Origin of the sequence: Micromonospora coerulea, assembly GCF_016598485.1 — a bacterium.
Classification (GTDB): domain Bacteria; phylum Actinomycetota; class Actinomycetes; order Mycobacteriales; family Micromonosporaceae; genus Micromonospora; species Micromonospora coerulea.
The window spans coordinates 158057-181303 of sequence record NZ_JAEMUW010000011.1; the positions used below are offsets into that span (position 1 = coordinate 158057).

The 23247-nt window shown below is 74.2% G+C and carries 20 protein-coding genes; 11 read left to right on the forward strand and 9 right to left on the reverse strand.

All coding sequences use genetic code 11. The features are described 5' to 3' along the window. The first annotated feature begins 2 nt into the window (after nucleotides 1–2). The 3 genes from I8N68_RS16415 (at nucleotide 3) to I8N68_RS16425 (ending at nucleotide 2476) form a co-directional block, all read left to right on the forward strand. Nucleotides 3–104 (forward strand): 30S ribosomal protein bS22, encoded by a 102-nt coding sequence (locus I8N68_RS16415; protein WP_007465623.1) that lies wholly within the window; start codon nucleotides 3–5, stop codon nucleotides 102–104. 120 nt (nucleotides 105–224) lie between these two features. After that, nucleotides 225–1298: an NAD-dependent epimerase/dehydratase family protein gene (locus tag I8N68_RS16420; protein ID WP_200210856.1), complete on the forward strand. Its 1074-nt coding sequence runs from the start codon at nucleotides 225–227 to the stop codon at nucleotides 1296–1298. Nucleotides 1299–1621: 323 nt separating this feature from the next. Then, entirely contained in the window at nucleotides 1622–2476 is an 855-nt protein-coding gene (locus tag I8N68_RS16425) for a lysophospholipid acyltransferase family protein (protein WP_200210922.1), read from the forward strand. 6 nt (nucleotides 2477–2482) lie between these two features. On the opposite strand, the gene I8N68_RS16430 is transcribed toward I8N68_RS16425, so the two are convergent. The 3 genes from I8N68_RS16430 to I8N68_RS16440 all read right to left on the reverse strand — a co-directional run bounded on the left by I8N68_RS16430 (nucleotide 2483) and on the right by I8N68_RS16440 (nucleotide 5615). Next, nucleotides 2483–3352 (reverse strand): HAD family hydrolase, encoded by an 870-nt coding sequence (locus I8N68_RS16430; protein WP_200210857.1) that lies wholly within the window; start codon nucleotides 3350–3352, stop codon nucleotides 2483–2485. A 122-nt stretch (nucleotides 3353–3474) separates the two neighbouring features. Then, nucleotides 3475–4350: a DUF5667 domain-containing protein gene (locus tag I8N68_RS16435; RefSeq protein WP_200210858.1), complete on the reverse strand. Its 876-nt coding sequence runs from the start codon at nucleotides 4348–4350 to the stop codon at nucleotides 3475–3477. A 290-nt stretch (nucleotides 4351–4640) separates the two neighbouring features. Then, nucleotides 4641–5615, reverse strand: a complete 975-nt coding sequence (locus I8N68_RS16440) for an ECF subfamily RNA polymerase sigma factor, BldN family (protein ID WP_200210859.1) — start codon at nucleotides 5613–5615, stop codon at nucleotides 4641–4643. A gap of 546 nt (nucleotides 5616–6161) precedes the next feature. On the opposite strand from I8N68_RS16440, the gene I8N68_RS16445 reads away from it, so the two are divergent. From I8N68_RS16445 to I8N68_RS16455, 3 genes are read left to right on the forward strand one after another with little or no spacing between them, the layout of a single operon-like run. After that, nucleotides 6162–7805: an AMP-binding protein gene (locus tag I8N68_RS16445; RefSeq protein ID WP_200210860.1), complete on the forward strand. Its 1644-nt coding sequence runs from the start codon at nucleotides 6162–6164 to the stop codon at nucleotides 7803–7805. Further along, a complete protein-coding gene (locus tag I8N68_RS16450) occupies nucleotides 7795–8049 on the forward strand; it encodes a glutaredoxin family protein (RefSeq protein ID WP_200210861.1) in 255 nt (84 codons plus the stop codon). The genes I8N68_RS16445 and I8N68_RS16450 overlap by 11 nt, the downstream gene beginning before the upstream one ends. A 31-nt stretch (nucleotides 8050–8080) precedes the next feature. Next, nucleotides 8081–8731, forward strand: a complete 651-nt coding sequence (locus tag I8N68_RS16455; RefSeq protein ID WP_200210862.1) for an HAD family hydrolase — start codon at nucleotides 8081–8083, stop codon at nucleotides 8729–8731. 93 nt (nucleotides 8732–8824) lie between these two features. Here the strand turns inward: I8N68_RS16455 and I8N68_RS16460 are convergent, their stop codons facing one another. Both I8N68_RS16460 and I8N68_RS16465 read right to left on the reverse strand, forming a co-directional pair. Further along, nucleotides 8825–9484 carry a response regulator transcription factor gene (locus I8N68_RS16460; RefSeq protein ID WP_200210863.1) on the reverse strand — a complete coding sequence of 220 codons (660 nt, stop codon included), beginning with the start codon at nucleotides 9482–9484 and terminating at the stop codon, nucleotides 8825–8827. A 94-nt stretch (nucleotides 9485–9578) separates the two neighbouring features. Continuing rightward, nucleotides 9579–10880 carry a sensor histidine kinase gene (locus I8N68_RS16465; protein WP_200210864.1) on the reverse strand — a complete coding sequence of 434 codons (1302 nt, stop codon included), beginning with the start codon at nucleotides 10878–10880 and terminating at the stop codon, nucleotides 9579–9581. A 412-nt stretch (nucleotides 10881–11292) separates the two neighbouring features. Here I8N68_RS16465 and I8N68_RS16470 point away from each other — a divergent pair, with 412 nt between their 5' ends. Genes I8N68_RS16470 through hemB form a run of 5 tightly spaced genes read left to right on the forward strand, consistent with a single transcriptional unit; the run spans nucleotide 11293 to nucleotide 16977 of the window. Next, a complete protein-coding gene (locus I8N68_RS16470; protein ID WP_200210865.1) occupies nucleotides 11293–12063 on the forward strand; it encodes a redox-sensing transcriptional repressor Rex in 771 nt (256 codons plus the stop codon). Then, nucleotides 12060–13433, forward strand: coding sequence for a glutamyl-tRNA reductase (locus I8N68_RS16475; RefSeq protein WP_200210866.1), 1374 nt, complete (start codon nucleotides 12060–12062; stop codon nucleotides 13431–13433). The genes I8N68_RS16470 and I8N68_RS16475 overlap by 4 nt, the downstream gene beginning before the upstream one ends. Next, complete coding sequence (gene hemC, locus I8N68_RS16480) at nucleotides 13430–14398, forward strand: hydroxymethylbilane synthase (protein ID WP_200210867.1); 969 nt, start codon at nucleotides 13430–13432, stop codon at nucleotides 14396–14398. The genes I8N68_RS16475 and hemC overlap by 4 nt, the downstream gene beginning before the upstream one ends. Next, nucleotides 14395–15975, forward strand: a complete 1581-nt coding sequence (locus I8N68_RS16485) for a bifunctional uroporphyrinogen-III C-methyltransferase/uroporphyrinogen-III synthase (protein WP_200210868.1) — start codon at nucleotides 14395–14397, stop codon at nucleotides 15973–15975. The genes hemC and I8N68_RS16485 overlap by 4 nt, the downstream gene beginning before the upstream one ends. Before the next feature lie 18 nt (nucleotides 15976–15993). Next, nucleotides 15994–16977, forward strand: a complete 984-nt coding sequence (gene hemB, locus I8N68_RS16490; protein ID WP_200210869.1) for a porphobilinogen synthase — start codon at nucleotides 15994–15996, stop codon at nucleotides 16975–16977. On the opposite strand, the gene I8N68_RS16495 is transcribed toward hemB, so the two are convergent. The 4 genes from I8N68_RS16495 to I8N68_RS16510 all read right to left on the reverse strand — a co-directional run bounded on the left by I8N68_RS16495 (nucleotide 16971) and on the right by I8N68_RS16510 (nucleotide 23222). After that, nucleotides 16971–18113 (reverse strand): hypothetical protein, encoded by a 1143-nt coding sequence (locus I8N68_RS16495; RefSeq protein WP_200210870.1) that lies wholly within the window; start codon nucleotides 18111–18113, stop codon nucleotides 16971–16973. The two genes, hemB and I8N68_RS16495, sit on opposite strands and share 7 nt — an antisense overlap. Before the next feature lie 2 nt (nucleotides 18114–18115). Continuing rightward, nucleotides 18116–18661 carry an RNA polymerase sigma factor gene (locus I8N68_RS16500; protein WP_200210871.1) on the reverse strand — a complete coding sequence of 182 codons (546 nt, stop codon included), beginning with the start codon at nucleotides 18659–18661 and terminating at the stop codon, nucleotides 18116–18118. A 178-nt stretch (nucleotides 18662–18839) separates the two neighbouring features. Then, nucleotides 18840–22112: a lamin tail domain-containing protein gene (locus tag I8N68_RS16505; protein WP_200210872.1), complete on the reverse strand. Its 3273-nt coding sequence runs from the start codon at nucleotides 22110–22112 to the stop codon at nucleotides 18840–18842. Between the two features lie 93 nt (nucleotides 22113–22205). Continuing rightward, nucleotides 22206–23222, reverse strand: a complete 1017-nt coding sequence (locus I8N68_RS16510; protein WP_200210923.1) for a GNAT family N-acetyltransferase — start codon at nucleotides 23220–23222, stop codon at nucleotides 22206–22208. Nucleotides 23223–23247 lie beyond the last annotated feature (25 nt).

The window sequence follows — 23247 nt, forward strand, 5'->3', positions numbered from 1 at the left end:
GTATGGGCTCGGTGGTCAAGAAGCGCCGCAAGCGCATGGCTAAGAAGAAGCACCGCAAGCTGCTGCGCAAGACCCGCGTCCAGCGTCGCCGTCTCGGCAAGTGACCGGGGCCGGGCCATGGCCCGGCATCCGGCACCACTTGCCAACTGTCGACTCTCGGAGGCTCAGGTGATCAGGCCGCGGACGTCCCGGCTCGATCCCGCCTGCCAGACAAGGCGCACGACATGACCCCCGGTGGCACCCCAGGTGCTCCGGGGGTCGTCGTCGTGACCGGGGTCGGCCGCTACCTCGGCGCCCACGTCGCCGCCCGACTCGCCGCCGACCCCCGGATCGAACGGGTCATCGGCGTCGACCCGGCCACTCCCGGCCCCGAGTTCACCGACCTGCTCGACCGGGTCGAACGGATCCGCCTCGACCTCGACTCGCTCGGCGGCCTGCTGGCCGACCTCGAGGTCGACGCCGTGGTGCACCTCGCCCTGGTCAGCGCCCCCGACCCGCAGCACGGCGGGCGGGCGGCGATGAAGGAACAGAACGTCATCGGCACCATGCAGCTGCTCGCCGCCTGCCAGCGGGCGCCCCGGTTGCGCAAGCTCGTGGTCCGCTCGTCGACCGCCGCGTACGGCGCGTCGTTCCGCGACCCGGCCGTGTTCACCGAGGAGACCGAGCCGCGCGAGGTGCCGCGCGGCGGTTTCGGCCGCGACATCCTCGACATCGAGGGGTACGTCCGCGGGTTCCGCCGGCGCCGCCCCGACGTGATCGACACCGTGCTGCGCTTCGCGCCGTTCATCGGCTCCACCGCGGACACCACGCTGACCCGCTACTTCTCCCAGCCGGTGGTGCCCACCGTGTTCGGCCGTGACCCGCGGCTGCAGTTCGTCCATTTCGACGACGCGCTCGAGGTGCTGCACCGGTCGATCGTCGAGGACCACCCGGGGACGTACAACGTCGCCGGCCCGGGCGTGCTCTCCCTCTCCCAGGCGATCCGCCGGGCCGGCCGGGTCGCGATGCCGGTGCTCGAACCCGGCCTCTCCGGCGCCGCCGCGATCGCCCGCAACCTGGGTTTCGGCCGCTACGGTTTGGACCAGGTCGACCTCTTCGTGCACGGTCGGGTGGTGGACACGACCAGGCTCGAGCGGGAGTACGGCTTCCAGCCGCGCTCCACCGCCGCCGCGTTCGACGACTTCATCCGCGCCCACCATGGTGGCGTGGTGGTGACTCGGGATCAGCTCGCCGCGGCCGAGCGGCTGGTGCTGGAGGGCATCCGGCAGGTCCGGTCGGCCGTGCGGGAGCGCTCGTGAGCGGCAAGGACGAGCGCCGCGAGGGCCGGTACGACGTACCGCTGACCGTGGCCGGGCCGGGCGCGGAGCCGGCGCGGCGCAACGGGCACCGGCGCCCGACGGCGGCCGGCCGCCCCCATGCCACGGACCAGGCCGCGACGGACGAGCCGGACACCGCGGCGACGGACGAGCCGGTGGCCGGGACGAACGGCGGCGTGGTCGACGGGGAGCCGGACTCCGCGGCGACGGACGAGCCGGTGGCCCGGTCCGACGCGGGCGGGTCGCACGTCCCGGGCCCCGTGACCTCGGCCGAGGGCGGCGTGGTGGCACCGCCCGGACCGGCGGTGGCGGACCGGCGCGACCACTGGGACCGCCGGGTCGCGGGCGGGCTGGCCTTCCTGCGGCGGCGGCTCTCCGGCGACTACGAGGTGGACGAGTTCGGCTTCGACCCGGATCTGACCGACGCCGTGTTCCACCCGCTGGTCCGGCTGCTGTACCGGGACTGGTTCCGGACCGAGGTCGGTGGCCTGGAGAACGTGCCGACCGACGGGCCCGCCCTGGTGGTCGGCAACCACTCCGGCACGGTGGCGCTGGACGCGCTGATCCTCTCCACCGCGCTGCACGACCGGCATCCGGGCCGCCGCTACCTGCGGCTGCTCGGCGCCGACCTGGTCTTCCGGATGCCGGTGGTCTCCGAGATCGCCCGGAAGACCGGCGGGACGGTGGCCTGCAACCCGGACGCCGAGCGGCTGCTCGGCAACGGCGAGTTGGTCGGCGTCTTCCCGGAGGGCTTCAAGGGCATCGGCAAGCTCTACTCCGACCGCTACAAGCTCCAGCGGTTCGGGCGGGGCGGGTTCGTCTCCGCGGCGCTGCGCACCGGCACCCCGATCGTGCCGGTGGCCATCGTCGGCGGCGAGGAGATCTATCCGATGCTCGCCGACCTCAAGCCGCTCGCCCGGCTGCTCAAGCTGCCGTACTTCCCGGTGACGCCGACGTTCCCGTGGCTCGGGCCGCTGGGCATGGTGCCGCTGCCCAGCAAGTGGCTCATCGAGTTCTGCCCGCCGATCCCCACCGCGCACCTGACCGACTCGGCCGACGACCCGCTGGTCGTGTTCAACCTCGCCGACCAGGTGCGGGAGACCATTCAACAGACCCTGCACAAGCTGCTCGAACGCCGCCCCGACCCGTTCGGCCCCTGACCGGCCTCAGGGGGTACGGCGGCGGCGGTGCAGGGCCAGACCGGCGCTGACCGCCCCGGCGACCAGGCCGGCGGCGGCGGTCGACGGTACGGCGATCTTGACCGCCCGGCGGCCGGTGCGGAAGTCCCGGACGTCCCAGCCGCGCTCGCGGGCCTGCCGGAGCAGGGCGGCGTCCGGGTTGATCGCCACCGGATGCCCCACCGTGGAGAGCATCGGCAGGTCGTTGGCGGAGTCGCTGTAGGCGGCGCAGCGGGTCAGGTCCAGCCCCTCCACCGCGGCGAGCTGGGTCACCGCCTCGGCCTTGGCCGGCCCGTGCATCAGGTCGCCGACCAGCCGACCGGTGTACGCCCCGTCGACCACCTGGGCGACCGTCCCGATCGCCCCGGTCAGGCCCAGCCGGGCGGCGATCACCCGGCCGATCTCCACCGGGGCGGCGCTGACCAGCCACACCCGCTCACCTCGGTCGAGGTGGCGCTGCGCCAGTTTGCGGGTGCCCGTCCAGATCCTCGGGGCCATCAGCTCGTCGAAGATCTCGTCGGCGAGGCGCTCGACGTCCTCCACCCGCCAGCCGTTGATGAAGGCCAGCGCGGCCTCCTTGGCCTGCGACATGTCGCCGGCGTGCTCGGTGGCGAGGAGCCGGAACTTCGCCTGCTGCCAGGCGAACCGGGCCAGGTCCCCGGTGGTGAAGTACTTCCGGGCGGCCAGTCCGCGGGCGAACCAGTAGATCGACGCGCCCTGCATCATCGTGTTGTCCACGTCGAAGAAGGCCGCCGCGGTGGGATCGGGCGTGACCGGCGGGGCCTGCTCGGTCTCCGACCAGCCGGCGGTGTGACCGTGGACGTCGGTGCTGACCGTGACCTTCCGGGTGCGGGCCACGCGACCTCCCTCCGCTCGACGACCGCGACGCGTGCTCCAGGGCGAGCGTATCCGGACGCCGGTGACGGCCGGTCGTACGAGTGGAGAACTGTGGCGTGGTCGGCTGTCGCGCCGGCCGCGGGTCAGCGCTCGGCGGGGCAGGTGCCCGGGGCGGGACCGAGCGCGTCGCTGGCGGCGGGCGTCGGCAACCCGCACGCGATCGCGGCGCGCAGCGCGTCGGCGCGATCGCGCGCGGCGTCGAGCAGCGCCAGCGAGCGCCGGGTGCGGTCCCGCTCGACCTGATCGGTCCGCTCGAGCAGTCCGCTGACCGCCCGGCGCTGGCCGGTGACGAAGACGTTGACCGCGTCCAGGCCGCCCGGGTCGGCGCGCTGCGCCGCGACGGTGGTGAGCAGGCGTACGCCCTGGCGGGTGTCGGCGTCCATGTCGTCGAGGACCGCGCCGAAGCCGATCCGGTCGCCGTGGACGCTGGCGGCCTCGTCGAGCCGGGTCCGGGCGAAGTCGAGGAAGAGCTGGCCGCGACTGATGTCCGAGCTGGCCAGGGCGAGCTGGGCGCGTTCGGTGGAGCGCTTCATGCCGTACAGCGCGTCGCCGGGCACCGCGTTCTCGCTGGCGGCGGAGATGCCGGAAAGCGCGACGGCACCCGCGGCGATGCCGACCAGGATCGCGCCCCGGGCGCGGGCCCGCCGGGCGGTGACCGCCGGCAGGAGCGAAGCCCGGGTGCTGGCGCCCGCCCCCGCGGTCTCGGACTTCGCCGCCGCCGGGGCGCCGATGCCCTCCCGCTCGGCGGTGGCCACCAGCATCGCCCGCAGTCCGGAGCGGAAGTCCTGGTCGACCTGGACGTCCGGCCGGTCGGCGGTGAGCCGCTGGCTGACCGCGACGAGCGTGGCGAGTTCGTCGTCGACCCGGGAGCGCACGTGGTGACGTCGGCCACCATTGGCCTCGTCGAGGAGCTGTGCGAAGCGCTCGGCGCGCCGACGGGAGAAGAGGTCGCTGTCCACCGCAGGCACCTCCTCTCGCTGGTCACGGCCCGTGCGGCCGTATTCGGCACCAGCGACCGGTGGCAGCCTGACGCCGACGGCCGACCAGGTTGCTCGACCGTGCCCGCCGGACCGGGTGGCCCGGGAGACGCCGGAACAACCACTGGTCGCACCCGGAGAAACGGTCCGCGCCGGGTGGCGGTTACGGGGCCGGCGGAGGCGAAATCACGAAGAGTGATCGTCGTCACGGACGAGCGGACGCCGCTCGCCCGCCCGCGGGTGCGGGGGCGGGCCGGCGCCGACCGGGTCTGTCAGGGCTGGAAGCCGTCGGGCAGCAGCCGGGCCAGGGCCCGGACCGCCCGGTACTGCAGCGCCTTGATCGCGCCCTCGTTCTTGCCCATGGCGCGGGCCGTCTCGGCGACGGAGAAGCCCTGGAGGAAGCGGAGCACGATGCACTCCTGCTGCTCCGGGTTGAGCTGCTTGACCGCGGTGAGCAGGGCGACGTTGGTGATGTGCTCGACAACCGCCGCTTCCGGGCTGCCCTCCGGCCCGCGGTCCTCCCGGTCGGCGTCGAGAACGTCGCCGGTGGTGACCTCCAGGCGGTAGCGGCCGGACTTGAAGTGGTCGGCGACCAGGTTGCGGGCGATGGTGACCAGCCAGGCGCCGAGGTCGCGGCCCTGCCAGGTGAAGCTCCCGATCCGCTTGAGCGCCCGGAGGAAGGTGTCGGAGGTCAGGTCCTCGGCCAGCTGGCGGTTGCCGACGCGGAAGTAGACGAACCGGAAGACGGTGTCGACGTACCGGTCGTAGATGAGGCCGAAGGCCTCGGCCTCGCCGGCCTGGGCCCGCTCGACCAGCGTCCAGACCTCGGTGGCCGGGTCCGACGGGTCGGGGCGGCTCGGGAAGCCGGTGGCGGTGACCGGCGCGGCGGGCACCGCGGGCAGCACCGCCGTGTCGGCGGCCGGCACCGCCGGCAGGATGGCCGTCTCGCCGGCCGACGGGTCGGTGGGCGCCGGCGTCTCCGCGGCCCGGCGGCCCTGCGCCGGCATGGTGGGCCGGGCCGGGGAGCCGACCCGGCTGGCGTTGCCGCCCGGGAGGGCGGGGCGGGCGGGCGCCTCGTTGTGGTGCGCGCGGTTGCGGACCCGGCGGGCGCCGTCGCCGCGGACGGCGAGGCTCCACGTGCCCTCCGCCGCACCGCGCGGCTGCGGTTCCAGGCGTTCGTTGACCGGCGTCCTCGGGGTCGGGCTGGTGAGACCGAGCGGCCGCTCGGCGTAACCGAAGGTGGTCACCGGGCCTCCCTGATCCCGGCGGAGCACGGCCGCGCCGGCCGCCGCGGCGTCGCGACGGGACCGGGGGCGCCCCGGTCGGGCAGGGCCGTTCCGGGACGTGCCGACGGGCGGCAGGTCCCCTTGAGGTGCTGGTCCAATGCGCTCACAGGCACGGGGGCCTCCTCGGGCTGAGGGGTGTCGACTCACGGCAAATGGGGTGAGCCGACCCGAGTGATGATAGGGGCCAACGTCACCCGCGCGTGGCAAGTCCGTTACACAGGGCGGAAGTATTTCCCTCCCTGTCGCACGGATGGCGGACCGGTTGTCCGTCGTGTGCGGTTGACTTTGCCGGCGCCAGCTGGTCTGGAGTGGAAAGTCCTGGTCGGAGCGATTTCCGGCCGTCCTTCGGCGTGTCGCGGCACCCCTTCCCGGCCGCTCCGACGGGTCCGCCGGGCCGGGCTGAGGCCTTCGCCTCCGGGTCCTGTTGACGGGACCGCGCCGGCCGTCCCTGCCGTCCGCGCGCGGGGGCATGGTCGCCCGGGCGTCGCTGTGCCAGACTCAGCCACCGTGCAGGACGCAGCCGACAGCACCGCGCCGAACCTCGCCGACCGGCTCCGCCGGGCGGCCCTCGCCCACGGCGACCGCCCCGCGCTGCACTGGCGGGACCGCACCCTGACCTGGTCCGAACTGGACGCCGCGGTGACCGCAACGGCCCGGGCGCTGGCCGCCTCGGCGCCGGGCGGGACGGCCGGCGACCGGCTGCCGCCCCGGGTGGCCGTGTCGTTCGGCAACTGCCCGGACTTCGTGGTCAGCTACCTCGCGGTGCTGCGCGCCGGGCTGGTCGCGGTGCCGATGAATCCCGGCCTCACCGCCCGGGAGCTGCGGCACGTGCTCGCCGACTCCGGCGCCGCCGTGCTGATCTGCGCCGCCGAGGTCCGCGACCGGGTCGCCGGCCTCGCCGCCGAGCTGCCCGCGCTGACCGCCGTGCACACCGCCCCGCCGGTCACCGACGGCGGCGCGCCGGTCGCCTTCCCCCGGCGGGGCGGCGAGGAGCTGGCGGTGCTGCTCTACACCTCCGGCACGGAGGGCCGCCCCAAGGGCGCGATGCTGTCGCACCGCGCGCTGGCCGCCAACCACGAGCAGGTCGGGCGGATCACCCCGCCGGTGGTCGGGCCCGACGACACCGTGCTGCTCGCGCTGCCGCTCTTTCACGCGTACGGGTTGAACTCGGGGCTGGGGGCGGTCGTGCACCACGGCGCCACCGGGGTGCTCGTCGACGAGCTCGGCCCGACCGGGGGGCTCGACGAGATCGCCCGGCACCGGGTCAGCGTGCTGGTCGGCGTACCGTCGATGTTCCTCAGCTGGGCCGAGGCGGGCGGCGACGTCCTGGCGGCGGCGACGGCGTCGGTCCGGGTGGCGGTCTGCGGCGCGGCGCCGCTGCCGCCCGCGACCGCGGCGCGGTTCGCCGAGGTCGCCGGTCGCCCGTTGCATGTCGGGTACGGCCTGACCGAGACCGCCCCGGTGCTCACCTCGACCCTGGTCGGCGGGGCGCCGAAGCCGGGCTCGATCGGCCGGCCGCTGCCCGGCGTCGAGCTGCGCCTGGTCGGCGCGGACGGGGCCGACCTGTGGCGGGACGGCGTCGCCGCGCCCGAGGACGACCCGGACGGGCCCGACCTCTCCGACGACGGCCCGGGCACCGACCCGGGTGAGATCGTGGTCCGGGGCGCGAACCTCTTCGCCGGCTACTGGCCAGACGGTCGGGGCGGCCCGGACCCCGACGGCTGGTGGGCCACCGGCGACGTCGCGTACGCCGACGCCGACGGCGACCTCTTCCTGGTCGACCGGCTGGGCGAGCTGATCCTGGTGAACGGCTTCAACGTCTACCCGCACGAGGTGGAGCTGGTGCTGGACGCGCACCCCGGGGTGGCCGAGTCGGCGGTCCTTGGGGTGCCGCATCCGCGGACCGGGGAGACTGTCCGGGCGTACGTGGTGCGGGCACCCGGCTCCGGGGCGACGGAGGCGGACCTGCTCGCCCACTGCGCGCGTAACCTCGCCCGGTTCAAGTGCCCGACCGCCGTCGAGTTCGTCGACACGCTGCCGTACTCGGCGATCGGCAAGGTACGCAAGACCCAGCTCCGCCCGTCGGCGCCCCCGGTGCCGTCCCCGGCCCCGCCGACCGAGATCCGCACGGAGGTACCCGATGTCCACTGACGCCCGGCTCACCCTGATCACCCGGCCCGACTGCCACCTCTGTGAGGACGCGAAGGCGGCGCTGGACCGGGTGGTGGCGGTCACCGGCGACCGGTGGCTGGAGAAGGACGTGACCGGCGACGTGGAGCTGGAACGCGAGTACGGCGACCGGCTGCCGGTGGTGCTGCTCGACGGCAAGGAGCACGGCTACTGGCGGGTCGAGGAGGAGCGGCTGCTGCGGGACCTGACCACCCCGCAGCTCTGATCCTGTTGGCGGGCTCGATTATGGTGCTGCGATGACCCCTGCGCGGCACCACCTGGTGTGGGACTGGAACGGCACCCTCCTCGACGACCTGGACCTGGTGGTCCGGGCCACGAACGTCGCCTTCGCCAGCGCGGGCGGGCCGGCGATCACCGCCGACGAGCACCGGGTGCGGTTCCGCCGGCCGGTCGCCGACTACTACGCCGAGATGCTGGGCCGGGCGATGGACGACGAGGCGTACGGCCGGCTCGACCGGATCTTCCACGAAGCGTACCGGGCGGGGCTGACGAGTTGCGCGCTGGCCGCCGACGCGACCGCCGCGATCGCGGCCTGGCCGGGCAGTCAGTCGCTGCTGTCCATGTGGTTCCACGACGAACTGGTGCCGACCGTGCACACCTACGGCCTCACCCCGCACTTCACCCGGGTGGACGGGCTGCGGTCGGCGGTCGGCGGTGGCTCCAAGGCGGAGTGGCTGGCGAAGCACCTGGCCGAGCTGGGCCTGGCCGGCGGTGAGGTGGTGCTGATCGGCGACTCGCTCGACGACGCCGACGCGGCGATCTCCGTCGGCGCCCGCTGCGTCCTCTACACCGGCGGCATCTCCGACCCGGCCCGCCTCCGCGCCTCCGGCCACCCCACCGCCGACACCCTCACCAGCGCGGTCAACCTCGCCCACACCCTCCCCTGAGGGCCGCTGACACCTGGTCGATCAGGAAGTTGTCGCCCTCGACGCCGGCGTGTCGTGCCAACAACTTCGTGATCGACGCCTGGCTGGGCGGGGTCAGGCGCGGAGGTGGGCGAGGACGGCGAGAACCCGGCGGTGGTGGTGGGTGGCGTCAGGGGGGAGGTCGAGTTTCGTGAAGATGTTGCGGACGTGCTTCTCGACGGCGCCGTCGCTGACCACCAGGGCCTTCGCGATCGCGGTGTTGGAGCGGCCCTCGGCCATCAGCGCGAGAACCTCGCGCTCGCGGGGGGTGAGGTCCCGCAGCGGGTCGTCGCGGCGACGTCGGACCAGCAGCTGACCGACCACCTCCGGGTCCAGCACCGTGCCGCCGGCGGCCACCCGGTTCAGCGCGTCCAGGAACTCCTCGATCGCGGCCACCCGGTCCTTGAGCAGGTAGCCGATCCCGCCACCGCCGACGCCGCCGGTGGTCGCCAGCAGGTCGTCGGCGTACGACACCTCGACATACTGGGAGAGCACCAGGACCGGCGTACGCGGCACCAGGCGGCGGGCCTCCACCGCCGCCCGCAGCCCCTCGTCGGTGTGCGAGGGCGGCATCCGCACGTCCACCACCGACACGTCCGGCCGGTGCCGGACCACCGCCTCGACCAGCGCGTCGCCGTCACCGACGGCGGCCAGCACCTCGTGCCCCGACTCGGTCAGCAGCCGGACCAGCCCCTCCCGGAGCAGTACGGCGTCGTCCGCGATCACCACCCGCATGGCTCCGGTGTCTACCACGCCGACGCCACCGGGACGCTCGGCCCCGCCGCGCTGCCCCGATCAGCCCGGCCATCCGGGGCGGTCGCCGGCCGGCTCATCGGGGCAGCTCGGCGTGGATCCGGGTGGGGCCGCCGGCCGGGCTGACCACGTCGAGCGTGCCGCCGATGGCGCGCACCCGGTCGGCGATGCCGGCCAGTCCGTGCCCCTTGGCCAGGTGGGCACCGCCCACCCCGTCGTCGCGGACGGCGATCTCCAGCCGGCCGACCCGGCGGGTCACCTCGACCTGGCAGGAGGTGGCCTGGCTGTGCTTGGCGACGTTGGTCAGCGCCTCCGCTACCGCGAAGTACGCCGTGTTCTCCACCGCCGGGTCGAGCCGTCCGCCCGGCGTGCCCAGGTCGGGTTCGATCACCAGCTCGACCGGGACCAGGGCGCGGGCGGCGAGCGCGGCCAGGGCGCTGGGCAGGCCCCGGTCGACCAGGATCGGCGGTGCGATCCCGCGGGACAGGGCCCGCAGCTCGTCCAGGGTCTCCCGGGTCTGGGTGACCGCCTCGTCCAGGGTCCGGCGGGCCGCCTCCGGGTCGGCGGCGAGCTGCTGGCGGGCCCGGCTCAGGTCCATGGCGAGCCGGACCAGGCGCTGTTGCGGGCCGTCGTGGATGTCGCGTTCCAGCCGGCGCAGGGCGGACGCCTCGGCCGAGGCGGCGGCGCGCTTCTGCTCCTCCAGCGTGCTGATCCGGTTGCGCATCTCGGCCACCCCGGTCAGCAGGAAGCGGGCCAGGCCGGCCTGGAGCAGGGCGCACGCCCGGGCCAGCAGCGGCAGGGTGAACAGGCAGAACACGCCGATTGCGGTATTCAGCGCGATCCGCGCCCCGGCCCCGTCGCCCATCCCGAGGAGTTGGCTGAGGTCCTGGTCGTCCGGGCCGTGCGGGATCGCCCGGTCGTACGCGCCGTAGAGCGTGCCGGCGACGGCGAGCGCCCACCAGACGAGCAGCAGTACGAAGGTCGGCACCGCCACCAGCAGCTTGAGCAGGCTGTGCGCCAGGTCGAGCCAGGACTGCGCGTCGCGCATCGGGGTGAAGACCCGCCGCCAGAGCTTCGCGCCCGGCTCGGGGACCAGGTACTCGGGGCGTACCCGGGGCTGGGGCAGCACGGCGGGCAGGCGCAGCCGCTCGATGTCGGCCAGCCCGCGGGCCGCGTAGAGGGTGCCGGCGAGGACCGGCAGGCCGACGGTGGTCACGAGCAGGCCGGCGCTGAGTGAGATCCCCGCCACCACGACCACGAAGCCGGCGATGGCCAGCGGCAGGCCGAGCAGCACGTACCCGGAGTCGCGCAGGAGCTGGCGGGCGACGCGGCGGGCGGGTGCCGGCGTTGGTGCGGCGGTTACGGGAATGGCGGTCATGCCATGAGGCTATGGGCGGCGGCCGGCTGCTCCCATCCCGTGCGCCCGCCTCTCCGGGGTGGGGTTTCCCCTACCGGGGCGGGCCGACCGGGCCGGGTGGCGGAGTGAGTCTCGACCCAGATCGACGGTGACACAGCGCGACTGGGCGCGTGCGATTGGTCAGAGAAGTCGGGATTGAGCAATAATCGCCAAGCGGCGCCGACGGAGTGCGTCAGATCGATCTTGTGGAATGGAGGGGCAGGTGGAGGCGCGTCGCGGGCCAGCAAGATCGCGATTTGTGCACGTCTTCACAAGCGCCTACTCTGTAGTTCCGACGCGCCCTGCTAGCACAGCCGGCAATATCGGTCGCCAGCGGGAGTCCCGAAACGACCGGTCACCGACGCTGGTCGAGGATCGCACCGCACGGAGTCTCATGAGTCAGCATCGTCACCCAGGCGCGCCCGGCCGCGCCGGTGCCGTACCAACGCTCCCGGATCTGCCCGAGGCGACCGTCGCACGGCTCCCGGAATACCTCCGCGCGCTGCACAATCTCGCCGACTCCGGCCACGAGACGGTGTCCAGCGAGGGCCTGGCCAACGCCGCCGGGGTGAACTCGGCGAAGCTGCGCAAGGACCTCTCCCACCTCGGCTCGTACGGCACCCGGGGCGTCGGGTACGACGTGGCGCTGCTGATCGAGCAGATCGAGTCCGTGCTCGGGCTCACCCAGTGCCGCTCGGTCGCCCTGGTCGGCGTGGGTAATCTCGGTCACGCTCTGGCCGGGTACGACGGCTTCGCCACCCGGGGCTTCCGGATCGCCGCGCTCTTCGACGCGGACCCGGCCCGGGTCGGCGAGGAGATCAACGGCCTGGTCGTCCGGCATGTCGACGAGCTGTCCCGGGTCGCCGCCGAGCAGCTGATCTCGATCGGCGTGATCGCCACCCCGGCGCGGGCCGCCCAGGCGGTCGCCGACCAGCTCGTCGCCGTCGGCGTGACGAGCATCCTCAACTTCGCGCCGTGCGTACTCTCGGTTCCGGAGGGGGTCGACGTGCGCAAGGTCGACCTCGCGATCGAGCTGCAGATCCTGTCCTTCCACGAGCACCGCAAGGCGTCGCTGACCGCGCTCCCCGGCACGGCCGGGTCCGCCCTCACCGCCCTGCCGGGCGGGCTCGCGGCCACCGACACCCAGGAGGCGATCGGCACGTGAAACTGCTCGTCGTCGGCGCGTCCTACCGCACCGCTCCGGTCGCCACGCTGGAGCAGCTGGCGGTCGCCCCCGCTGACCTCACCCGCACCCTGGACCGCCTGGTCGCCCAGCCGTACGTCGCCGAGGCCGTGCTCGTCTCCACCTGCAACCGGGTGGAGGTCTACGCGGCCGTCTCCGGCTTCCACGGCGGCCTGGGCGACATCTGCGCGGTCCTCGCCGAGCACGCCGGCTCCCCGCCGGCGGCCCTGGCCAACCACCTCTACGTGCACTACGACGCCGCCGCCGTCGACCACGTCTTCCGGGTCGCCGCCGGGCTGGACTCGATGGTGGTCGGCGAGGCGCAGATCCTCGGCCAGCTCCGCGACGCGTACCACTGGGCCGCCGGCGCCGACTCCGCCGGCCGGCTGCTGCACGAGCTGATGCAGCAGGCGCTGCGGGTGGGCAAGCGCGCGCACGCCGAGACCAACATCGACCGGGCCGGTCAGAGCGTGGTGACCGCCGCCCTGGACCTGGCGGCCGGCCTCCTCGACGGCGACCTGGTCGGCCGGCCCGCCATGGTGGTCGGCGCCGGCGCGATGGGTTCGCTGGGCGTCGCGACGCTGTCCCGGCTGGGCGCCGGGCCGCTGACCGTGACCAACCGTGGCGCCGACCGGGCCGTCCGGCTGGCCGAGTCGTACGGCGCGAACGCGGTCCCGATGGCCGAGCTGGTCGACGCGCTCTCCACGGTGGACGTCGTAGTGGCCGCCACGGCGGCCACCGAACCGGTCCTCAGCCGGGACGTGGTGACCCGGGCCATGGCCCGCCGGGGCGCCGACCGGGGCCCGCTGGTGCTGCTCGACCTCGCCGTTCCGCGTGACGTCGAGGAGGGCGTGGCAGGGCTGACCGGCGTCGAGGTGATCGACATCGACCGGATGGCCGCCATCCTCGCCGACGGGCCGGCCGCCGCCGACGCGGCCGAGGTGACCCGGATCGTCACCGGCGAGGTCGAGGCGTTCCTGTCCTGGCTGCGTGGCGCCGACGTGGCACCCACCGTGGCCGCGCTGCGCGGACGTGCCGACGACGTGGTGACCACCGAGCTGCGCCGGCTCGCCCAGCGCCGCCCCGACTTCAGCGACGACCAGCGCGCCGAGGTGGCCCGCACCGTGCACCGGGTGGTGCAGCGGCTGCTGCACCAGCCGACCGTACGGGTCCGCCAGCTCGCCGCCGAGCCGGGCGGCGACCAGTACGCGGCGCTGCTGCGCGAGCTGTTCGACCTGGAGGTGCCGCAGACGTCGCCGGTCGACAACGTTCCCGACGTGGTGGAGAGCGACGCCGCCGGGCGGCCGTCCTTCGACGCCGTCGACGTCCCGCCCACCGGAGGTGTGCGATGACCGCCCCCCTGCGCCTCGGCACCCGGGGCAGCGCCCTGGCGATGGCCCAGTCCAGCCAGATTGCCGAGGCCCTGACCGCGGCCACCGGCCGCCCGGTCGAGCTGGTCGAGGTGGTGACCGCCGGGGACCGCTCCTCGGCCCCGGTGCACCGGCTCGGCGTCGGTGTCTTCGTCTCCGCCCTGCGGGACGCGCTTGCCGCCCGCACCATCGACTTCGCCGTCCACTCGTACAAGGACCTGCCGACGGCGGCGGCCCCCGGGCTGCACATCGCGGCGGTACCGCCCCGGCAGGACCCGCGCGACGCGCTGGTCGCCAAGGGCGGCCGGACGCTCGCCGAGCTGCCGACCGGCGCGGTGGTGGGCACGGGCGCGCTGCGCCGGATCGCCCAGCTGCACGCGCTCGGCATGCAGCTGGAGGTCACCCCGATCCGGGGCAACGTGGACACCCGGCTGCGCCGGGTGCTCGGCCCGGACGCCGACCTCGACGCGGTCGTGCTGGCCCGGGCCGGGCTGGCCCGGCTCGGCCGGACCGACGTGATCACCGAGACGCTCGACCCGATGCTGATGCTGCCCGCGCCCGCCCAGGGCGCGCTGGCCGTGGAGTGCCGGATCGACGACCCCGACCTGGTCGAGCTGCTCGCGGTGCTCGACCACGCACCGTCCCGTGCCGCGGTCACCGCGGAACGGGCACTGCTGGCCACCCTGGAGGCCGGGTGCAGCGCACCCGTCGCCGCCTACGGCGAACTCGCCGAGGGTGACGCCGGTGAGGAGATCTACCTGCGCGGGGCGGTGATCAGCCCGGACGGTACCCGTGACCTCCGGCTGTCCCGCACCGGAACGCCCGCCGACGCGGCGGAGATCGGCAAGGCACTCGCCGCCGAGCTCCTCGAACTCGGCGCCGACTCGATCCTCGGCCAAGAAGGACACGCCGGCCCGGGGACCCAGCAATTTGGGAGCACTGAATGACCCGCACCCGTAAGCCCGTAGGTCGCATCGCGTTCGTCGGGGCCGGCCCCGGCGACCCGGGCCTGCTGACCCGCCGGGCGCACGACGCCCTGGTCGACGCCGACCAGGTGGTGTACGACCGGGGAGTCCCCGAGTCGCTGCTCGACGTCGTCCGCGCGCAGGCCAAGTCCGACGCCCAGTTCAGCCCCGCCGAGGGCGTGCCGGGTGATGTGGCGAAGGTGCTGATCTCCGCGGCCCGCTCCGGGCTGAACGCGGTGCACCTGGTCGCCGGTGACCCGTTCGGCCACGACTCGGTGGTCAAGGAGGTGCAGGCGGTGGCGCGTACCGCCGCGCACTTCGAGGTGGTCCCGGGCGTCGGCCAGGCCGAGGGGGTGGCCACCTACGCCGGCGTGCCGCTGCCGGGCGTACGGACCGCCGCCGACGTCGAGGACGTCAGCACGCTGGACTTCGACGCGCTGGCCGCAGCCGTCGGCCGCGGCTCGCTGGCGCTGGCCGTGGACGCGGGTGACCTGGCCGCCATCCGGGACGGCCTGCTGGCCGCCGGGGTGGACGGGACGACCGGCGTCGGGGTGACCGGCGACGGCACCGGCGAGACGCAGTACACCACCACGTCGACCGTCGACTCCTTCGTCGCGGCGGCGCTCGGCTTCACCGGCCGGGTGGTGCTCACCGTCGGCGCGGGCGTCGGCCAGCGGGACAAGCTGAGCTGGTGGGAGAACCGGCCGCTGTACGGCTGGAAGGTGCTCGTCCCCCGGACCAAGGAGCAGGCCGGCGCGATGAGCGCCCGGCTGCGCGCGTACGGGGCGATCCCGTGCGAGGTGCCGACCATCGCGGTCGAGCCGCCGCGTACCCCCGCCCAGATGGAGCGGGCGGTCAAGGGCCTGGTCGACGGCCGGTACGCCTGGGTGATCTTCACCTCGGTGAACGCGGTCCGCGCGGTCTGGGAGAAGTTCGCCGAGCACGGCCTGGACGCCCGGCACTTCGGCGGCGTCAAGATCGCCTGCATCGGCGAGGCGACCGCCGACGCGGTCCGCGCCTTCGGCATCCAGCCGGAGCTGGTCCCGTCCGGGGAGCAGTCCTCCGAGGGGCTGCTGGCCGAGTTCTCCCCGCACGACGAGATCCTCGACCCGGTGGGCCGGGTGCTGCTGCCGCGCGCCGACATCGCCACCGAGACGCTCGCCGCCGGGCTCACCGAGCGCGGCTGGGAGGTCGACGACGTGACCGCCTACCGGACCGTCCGGGCCGCCCCGCCGCCCGCCGAGATCCGCGACGCGATCAAGTCGGGCGGGTTCGACGCGGTGCTCTTCACCTCGTCGTCCACCGTCCGGAACCTGGTCGGCATCGCCGGGAAGCCGCACGCGCGTACCGTTGTTGCCGTAATCGGGCCCAAGACGGCGGAGACCGCCACGGAGTTCGGCCTGCGGGTCGACGTGCAGCCTCAGCACGCCTCGGTGCCCGACCTGGTGGAGGCGCTCGCCGCCTACGCCGTCGAGCTGCGCGAGAAGCTCGCCGCGATGCCGGCGAAGCAGCGCCGCGGTTCGAAGGTGCAGGGGCCGACCGCCCTGAGGTTCCGCTAGTCAGCGAGGGAGGCCCCCATGCCGTACCCCGAGATCCGGCCCCGCCGGCTGCGCCGTAACGCGGCCGTGCGGCGGCTGGTCGCCGAGACCCGCGTCGACCCGGCCGAGCTGGTCGTGCCGATGTTCGTCAAGGAGGGGCTGACCGAGCCGCGGGCCATCGCGTCGCTCCCGGGCGTGCTCCAGCACTCCCGGGACTCGCTGCGCAAGGCCGCCGTCGAGGCGGTACAGGCCGGTGTGGGCGGGATCATGCTGTTCGGGGTGCCGGCCGAGCGGGACGCCGTCGGCTCCGGCGGCATCGACCCGAACGGCATCCTCAACGTCGCCATCCGCGACGTGGTGGCCGAGGTCGGCGACGCCACGGTGGTGATGAGCGACCTCTGCCTGGACGAGTTCACCTCGCACGGGCACTGCGGGCTGCTCACCCCGGACGGTGGCGTCGACAACGACGCCACGCTGGAGGCGTACGCCAAAATGGCGGTGGCCCAGGCGAACGCCGGGGTCGGCGTGGTCGGGCCGTCCGGGATGATGGACGGCCAGGTCGGCGTGGTCCGCCGGGCCCTGGACGCCGCGGGCCACCAGGACGTGGCCGTGCTGGCGTACGCGGTGAAGTACGCCTCGGCCTTCTACGGCCCGTTCCGGGACGCGGTGGAGTCGACCCTGGAGGGCGACCGGCGCACCTACCAGCAGGACCCGGCGAACCTGCGCGAGTCCCTGCGCGAGGTCGCGCTGGACGTGGCCGAGGGCGCCGACCTGGTGATGGTCAAGCCGGCCCTGCCCTACCTCGACGTGGTGGCCGCGGTCCGGGCCGCGGTGGACGTCCCGGTCGCCGCCTACCAGGTCTCCGGTGAGTATGCGATGGTGGAGGCGGCCGCCGCGAACGGCTGGATCGACCGGGAGCGGGTGATGCTGGAGACGCTCACCTCGATCCGCCGGGCCGGCGCGCAGATCATCCTCACCTACTGGGCGGTCGAGGCCGCCCAGCTGCTCCGCCAGCGCTACTGAGCGCTGACCGTCACCACCGTCACCACCTCCGCCACGTCGTAGACCCGACGCGCGCCCGCCGGCGGCTCGGCCCAGGCCACCCGGACCGTGGTGTCGTCGGCCCAGGCCAACCCCTGGATGCCACCGGGGGTCGGGGCCGGGCGTGTCGTGCCGATCAACCGGTCGACCACGAGCGACCTGGCGGCGATGTCGAACACGGCGACCCGCTGCCCCCGGCCGCGGTCGACGTACGCGACGGCGATCAACCGGCCGTCCGGGGAGAGCCGCAGGTCGTTCTGGCAGTTGCCGTTGACCGTCAGCGAGGCGATCCGCCTGCCGTCCGTGAGCCGACGCACGTCGGTGCGACACCGGAAGTCGGTCCGCTGCTCGGCGAGGCGGTCGGTGCCCACCACGGTCTGGCTGGCGGCCAGCAGGTCGACACCCGCGGTCGACGACCGGAGCACGATCCGTTCCCGGCCGGTGGTCAGCTCGTGCGCCACGATGCCCTCGTCGCGAGCGAGGTAGGCGTACCGCTGGTCGGCGCCGAGCAGCTCGACGCTCCGGCCCTTGATCCGGATCTCCCGGCCGACCTGCACGGCGTCGTCCGCGCCCAGCACCACCAGCTTGATTGAGAGCCCTTCGACGTTCGGGCCGTCGGTGCGCCGGACCCCGGGCATCAGGTCGGTGTACACCAGCCCGACCAGCCGTCCGTCGGGCAGCGCCGCGCCGAGGGTGAAGTCCTTCGGCACCCGGTGCCGCCGCACCGACCCGTCCGGCAGCACCTCGTCGGCGACCCCGCCGCGCAGGCCGACCGTCGGCCCCTTGCCGGCGTCGAGCCGCCAGGTGTTCGGGTTCACCGCGACCATCAGGCGTTGCGCCGGTTCCACCGGCCGGGCCGGCGGCGGTGCGGTGGTCGGGCTGGCCGACGCCGGCGCGGGCGGTGGAGCCGGCCGGGCGCCGTGGTTCCCGGCCAGCAGCGGAACGGCACCCGCGGTCACCGCCACCAGGACGGCCAGCCCGCCCGCGGTGGCCACGGCCCGCCGGCGACGCCGGACGCGGGCTCGCCGGCGCACGTTCGCGAGGTCCCCGGCGTGCGGTGCGGTGGTGCGCGCGGCGCGGTGCACCAGGTCGGCCAGGTCATCCGGTACGACGTCCACGGTCACTCCTTCTCGTCCAGCGCCGTCCGCAGGCCGGCCAGGCCACGGGAGAGCCGGCTGCGGACCGTGCCCTCGGTCAGGTTCAGCACGGCGGCGGTCTCCGCCGTGGAGAGGTCCAGCAGGACCCGGCAGACGATCACCGTGCGCTGGCCGACGGGCAGTCGGTCCAGGGCCGACCGGGCGGCCAGGCCGGCCGGGTCGGGCGCCGCCACCGACGCCTGCCAGTCGTCGGCCGGCGGCCGTTCCCGCCGTACCTTCCGCCACCAGGAGGTCGCCCAGTTGAGCCCGACCCGGAACACCCAGCCCGCCGGGTTGTCGAGCTTCCGCACCCGGTCCCAGCGCGCGTACGCCCGGGCCATCGCCTCGTCGGCGGCCTCCCGGGCCACCGTGGCATCGCCGACGGCCAGCGCGAGCGCGCGGTGGATCCGGTCCACGTGCTCCCGGTAGAACTGCTCGAACGGCAGCGCCGTGGCGGCACCGGCGGGATCCGCGCGGTCCGGCGTCAGCTCTTCCTTGGCGCTGGCCGGCGCTGCCGGGTGGTTTCCCATGTCAGGTACACGCGCGGCCCCGGCCGGGTGTTCCATCCGTTCACCCCCCGGTTTCCGGAGCCCGCGCGACCGATGACCCCCGCCCGCGACGGTGGTGCCCGCCCCCGCGGTGGACGGATGGAAACGGCCCGTCGTCCAGCCGGTGAGCTGGACGACGGGCCGCTTCGGGGCGGAGCCGTCAGTCGTCGTTGGTGATGGTGCCGACCGCCACCGCATCGGCGACCCGGAGCCCCGGCACGCCGGTGACGAAGAGCTTCAGCTGCTCGTCCGCCTCGACCTTCCGGTCACCGCGGACGGTCACCGGGAAGACGATGGACGTCTGGCCGGCGGCCAGGGTCCGGCAGCCGGTGTACGGGTCGTAGTCCGTACCGGGCTGGGCGGTGGTGCCGTAGGTGGTGGCGCAGATCAGGGCCGGCTCGGAGAGCGGCCGGGACAGCGTGACCGTGAAGGTCAGGGCGGCGTCGCCCTTGTTCCCCTCGGCCACCGCGGCGTCCGCCACCGTCAGCGACGCCCGGGAACGGAACCGGGCCACCTGCGGGTCGTGGTCGCTGGCACCCCGGTCGCCGAGCTCCGCGGCGTCCGTCGGGTAGTCGGCGTTGATGTGGGCCGAGCGGATCTGCACCAGGTCGCCGTGGAGCTTGTCGTTGACGAAGAGGTTGTCCAGCGTCTGCGTCTGCCCGCTGAAGGTGTACGAGTACGCCGCCGCCGGCACGTCCGCGACCAGGTCGTCCCAGAGGTTGTGCATGCCGGCCTGGTAGAGCGGGCCGAGCTGGTCCGACGGGGTCGGGTTCGCCGCGCTGGCGATCGGGTCGTCGGGACGCGGGAAGACGTTCAGGTCGCCGCCGTGGATGACCCGGGCGTCCGGGTCGCTCGCCTCGACGGCCTTGACCAGCGCGGCGCCGTACGCGGCCTGCTCCCGCCGCTGTCCGACCCGAGTGTCCGGGCCGGACGAGAAGTGGTTGCTCAGCGCCCAGAGCGTGTAGTGCTCCGTCGAGCCGGGCGCCGCCGCCACGGTGAACTTCCCGAGCTGCGGGGCCCGGGTGTAGACGTTCACGCCGTCCACGCCGGTGGACCGGTCCACGTCGGCCGGCAGCACCGCGTTGAGCGCCTTCGGGTTCTGCACGTCGGCGTTGGCCGGCAACCCCGCCGAGCGGTACTCCACAGTCGGGGCGGAGCCCAGCAGCGGGTCGGTGCCGGTCGCCTCGGCCAGCGTCAGCCGGTCGGTGCGGTAGAGGAACGCCGAGGTGATGCCCCGGGCGTCCGCGCCCGTCCGGTCGTACGCGGCGGCGTAGGCCGGGCCGCCGTTGGCCGCGATGGTCAGCGCCAGCTCCTGGATGGTGTCCGGGGCGCCGTCGGCGTCGTTGGTGTCCCCGCAGGCCAGCTTGCCGTCGGCGACCGTGCAGATGTCCTGGTCCTCGGCCTCCTGCACCAGCAGCAGGTCGGGGCTGTGCAGGGCGTTGACGATCTGCCGGGCCTGCACAGCCAGCCGCGCGGTGTACGCCGCCTCGCTGGCCGGCACGTAGTCGAACGGCGGGGTGACCCCGGTGCAGCCCGGGTTGCCGGCGAAGTCGCAGCCGTCGAACGGGTCGTCCCGGTAGTCGTACAGGTTCTCCAGGTTGTAGGTGGCGACCGCGACCTCGGTGTTCCGGTCCGCCGGCTGCGGCGGGTTGTTCGCCGCCGGGTCGGCGCCACCGGTGAGGGTCAGCTGCTCCGGCTGGACGCTGTACTTGCTGAACGCGTACGAGATGGCGCCGTAGGCGTCCTCGGTGAGCGTGTCGTAGGTGCGGGCCTCCGGCAGCAGCGCGGTGGAGTCACCGGCGGTGGCCTTCACCCCGCCCGCGCCCAGCAGGACGCGCTGGTTGTTGCCGTTGTCGAAGAGCGTGCCCGGGATGTCGTCCAGCGGGTGCGCGTCCCGGAACACCCGGCGGGCGTACGGGTCGGTCCGCTTCATGATCGGGTCCTCGCGGTCCAGCACGTAGATCTCGGAGTCGGCGGTGGAGGCGAAGATGTGCCGCGGGGCGGCGACCCCACTGCCCGAGCGGACCCGCATCCGGGCGCCCTCGTGCCGCTCCCAGAACAGGTCCGCGCCGGTGGCGTCGGCCGGCGGCGTCGCGTCGTCGATCCGCACGACGGTGTCCACGTCCAGGCCGGAGTCGAGCTTGCGCACCAGCGAGGCGCTGGAGAGCTGGGTCTGGTTGAAGAACTCCGACACCCGGCCGCGCAGCACCACCTCGTCGCCGACGGTCGGCGGGTAACCGCCGATCAGGGTGGTGAAGGAGCCGGTGAAGACGAAGATGCCGTCGGAGCTGAGCGGGTCGCCGTCCTCGGTGCCCGTGCGGCTCTGCAGGTAGAAGCCGTACTGGTCGGCGCCGGCGGAGGTGCGGGTGAGCGACTTCTGGGTGATCACGCCGCGCACGTCGTACAGGGTGGAGCTGGTGCCGTTGCCGCTGGCCGGGGCGAGCGGCGAGCGGTCGGTACGGCCGCTGGAGTCGTCGCCGGTGCGGCCCTGCACCTCGCCCACCGACAGCACCGTGGTGGCCTGCACGGTGAGCGTGCAGGTCGCGGTCGTGCCGTCGGCGTCGGTCGAGGTCACGGTGACCGCGTACGAGCCGGCCGGCAGGCCGGAGGCGGTGAGCGTGGCGGTGGCGGTGCCGCCGGCCGAGCCGGCCGGGGTGAACGCGGTACGGCTGACCGAGCCGCTCGCCGGCGCCGGGTTGACGCCGGTGACCGCGAGGTCGGTGATCGTGTCGTCGGCGTCGGTGGCGGTCACCTCGCGGGTGGCGGTGGCGCCGGCCTCGACGGTCAGCGTGCCGCCGCAATTCAGCGCGGCCGGCGCGTCGACCGGGCCGCCGCCGTCGACGGAGTGGCTGCCCAGGCCGTCGAAGGTGTCGGTGGCGAAGCCGGCCCACTGGGCGGCCGGGTCGAAGGCGTCCGACGGGTCGGTGTCGCCGGCGGTCACCGCGGGAAGCCGGCGCAGGGTGTTGTCGGCGGTGCTGGTGAGCCCGGTGCCCCACTCGGTGCCCGGGTCGACACCGACCTGGCCGAGCGAGTCGACCACCGTGCCGCCCTTGCGCAGCACGATCGCGTCGTCGCCGTTGTACAGCGACGAGCCGTACGTCTGGTCGGCCTGGGCGAGGATCGCCGGCGCGGCCGAGGAAGCGGCGAAGACGAAGACGTCACCGGCGGCGACGGTGCCGCTCAACGCGACGTTGGTCGAGGTGGTGGCGCCGTTGAAGAAGAGCTGGAGCTGGTAGCTGGCGGCGGCCAGGTCGACCGGGGCGCCGGTGCCGTTGTAGAGCTCGATCGCCTTGTTGTTGGACGAGCCCTCGACGTACTCGGAGATGAACAGGTCGCTGGACGCGGCGCTGGCCGCGGGGGGTGCGACGCCGATGGCCGTGGCGGTGACGGCGGCGGCGGTCGCGAGCGCGGCGAATGTGCGGCGCGGGCGCATGAAGCCTCCACGATGGGTGGACGGGACTAACGCACGTTAAGGCGCGTTCCTGTCCGCCGTCCATCCCCCGCAGGGCCGGTTGATGAATATCCGTCAGCGATGGGCGTCGAGACGGTGCACCAGCTCGCCGACGTCCACGCCGTACTCGCACCAGTCCCGGTCGGGCCGGTAGCCCAGCTCGGCGTTCACCTTCAGCATCGCCTCGTTGGCCTGCGCGTTCCAGGTCTGCACCTCGGCCAGCTCCGGCTCCGCCGAGCGCAGCTCCAGCAGCATCCGGGCCTTGATCGCCCGGTCGATGCCGTAGCCCCGGTGGTCCTGCACGACGATGGTGTCGTACTGGTCGGCCCGGGTCGGGTGCTGCGCCGGCACCACCACCTCGGTCAGGCCGGCCACCTCGCCGGTCTGCTCGTGCAGGGCGAGCACGATGTACGGCTTCATGCCCCGCCGGTGCAGCGTGTCCAGGCTGTCCCGCAGCCGCTGCGGGTCGTACGAGCTGGGGCGCAGCTCACCGTCGTCGAGATCGCGCACCTCGGCCTTGGTCCGCGCGTACGCCTCGATCAGATCGTCCGGCGGGCCGCCCGGGCAGAACTCCAGGTGGTAACCCGCGCTGACGCCGGTGGCCATCTCGGTCAGCGCCGGCCAGTCCACCGCGCCCAGGTCGAGCACGCTGCGGGTCTCGACGTACTCCCGGGTGAACCCGAGGGACTCGTAGAAGGCCACCGCCGGGGTGTCGCCGACGACCTCCACGCCGATCGACTGGAAGCCCTCGTCCCAGACCCGGCGGGCGGCCAGCTTGACCAGGTCGCGGCCGAGGCCGGTGCGCCGGATCGACGGGTGCACCAGCACCTCCAGCACGCCGATCCCGCCGAGGAGCAGCACGTGGACGTGCCCGAGGATCGGCCCCGGGGTCCCGTCCGCGGCCGGCCCGTCCTGGGCGACCCAGGAGATCCGCCGCTCGCCGGGCATCACCTCGGCCAGGTATTCGCGCATGGAACTCTCCTGCCAGGGCGGATCCTGCGGGAGGTCGGCCGCCAGGACCGCGTTCAGCGTGTCCAGCAGCGACGCGATCTCGACGGACGACGCGTTCCTGGGGTCCCACTCGCGCACCATCACCCGTCTAGCTTGCCGTCAACGG

Bases quoted from the DNA above. Each gene is read 5' to 3' on its own strand.
- I8N68_RS16500 (WP_200210871.1), bottom strand. From the start codon at position 18,661: ATGGGAAACCACCCGGCAGCGCCGGCCAGCGCCAAGGAAGAGCTGACG.
- I8N68_RS16465 (WP_200210864.1), bottom strand. From the start codon at position 10,880: ATGACCGCCATTCCCGTAACCGCCGCACCAACGCCGGCACCCGCCCGC.
- I8N68_RS16505 (WP_200210872.1), bottom strand. From the start codon at position 22,112: ATGCGCCCGCGCCGCACATTCGCCGCGCTCGCGACCGCCGCCGCCGTC.
- I8N68_RS16460 (WP_200210863.1), bottom strand. From the start codon at position 9,484: ATGCGGGTGGTGATCGCGGACGACGCCGTACTGCTCCGGGAGGGGCTG.
- I8N68_RS16415 (WP_007465623.1), top strand. From the start codon at position 3: ATGGGCTCGGTGGTCAAGAAGCGCCGCAAGCGCATGGCTAAGAAGAAG.
- hemB (WP_200210869.1), top strand. From the start codon at position 15,994: ATGCCGTACCCCGAGATCCGGCCCCGCCGGCTGCGCCGTAACGCGGCC.
- hemC (WP_200210867.1), top strand. From the start codon at position 13,430: ATGACCGCCCCCCTGCGCCTCGGCACCCGGGGCAGCGCCCTGGCGATG.
- I8N68_RS16510 (WP_200210923.1), bottom strand. From the start codon at position 23,222: ATGGTGCGCGAGTGGGACCCCAGGAACGCGTCGTCCGTCGAGATCGCG.
- I8N68_RS16470 (WP_200210865.1), top strand. From the start codon at position 11,293: ATGAGTCAGCATCGTCACCCAGGCGCGCCCGGCCGCGCCGGTGCCGTA.
- I8N68_RS16485 (WP_200210868.1), top strand. From the start codon at position 14,395: ATGACCCGCACCCGTAAGCCCGTAGGTCGCATCGCGTTCGTCGGGGCC.
- I8N68_RS16420 (WP_200210856.1), top strand. From the start codon at position 225: ATGACCCCCGGTGGCACCCCAGGTGCTCCGGGGGTCGTCGTCGTGACC.
- I8N68_RS16450 (WP_200210861.1), top strand. From the start codon at position 7,795: ATGTCCACTGACGCCCGGCTCACCCTGATCACCCGGCCCGACTGCCAC.
- I8N68_RS16455 (WP_200210862.1), top strand. From the start codon at position 8,081: ATGACCCCTGCGCGGCACCACCTGGTGTGGGACTGGAACGGCACCCTC.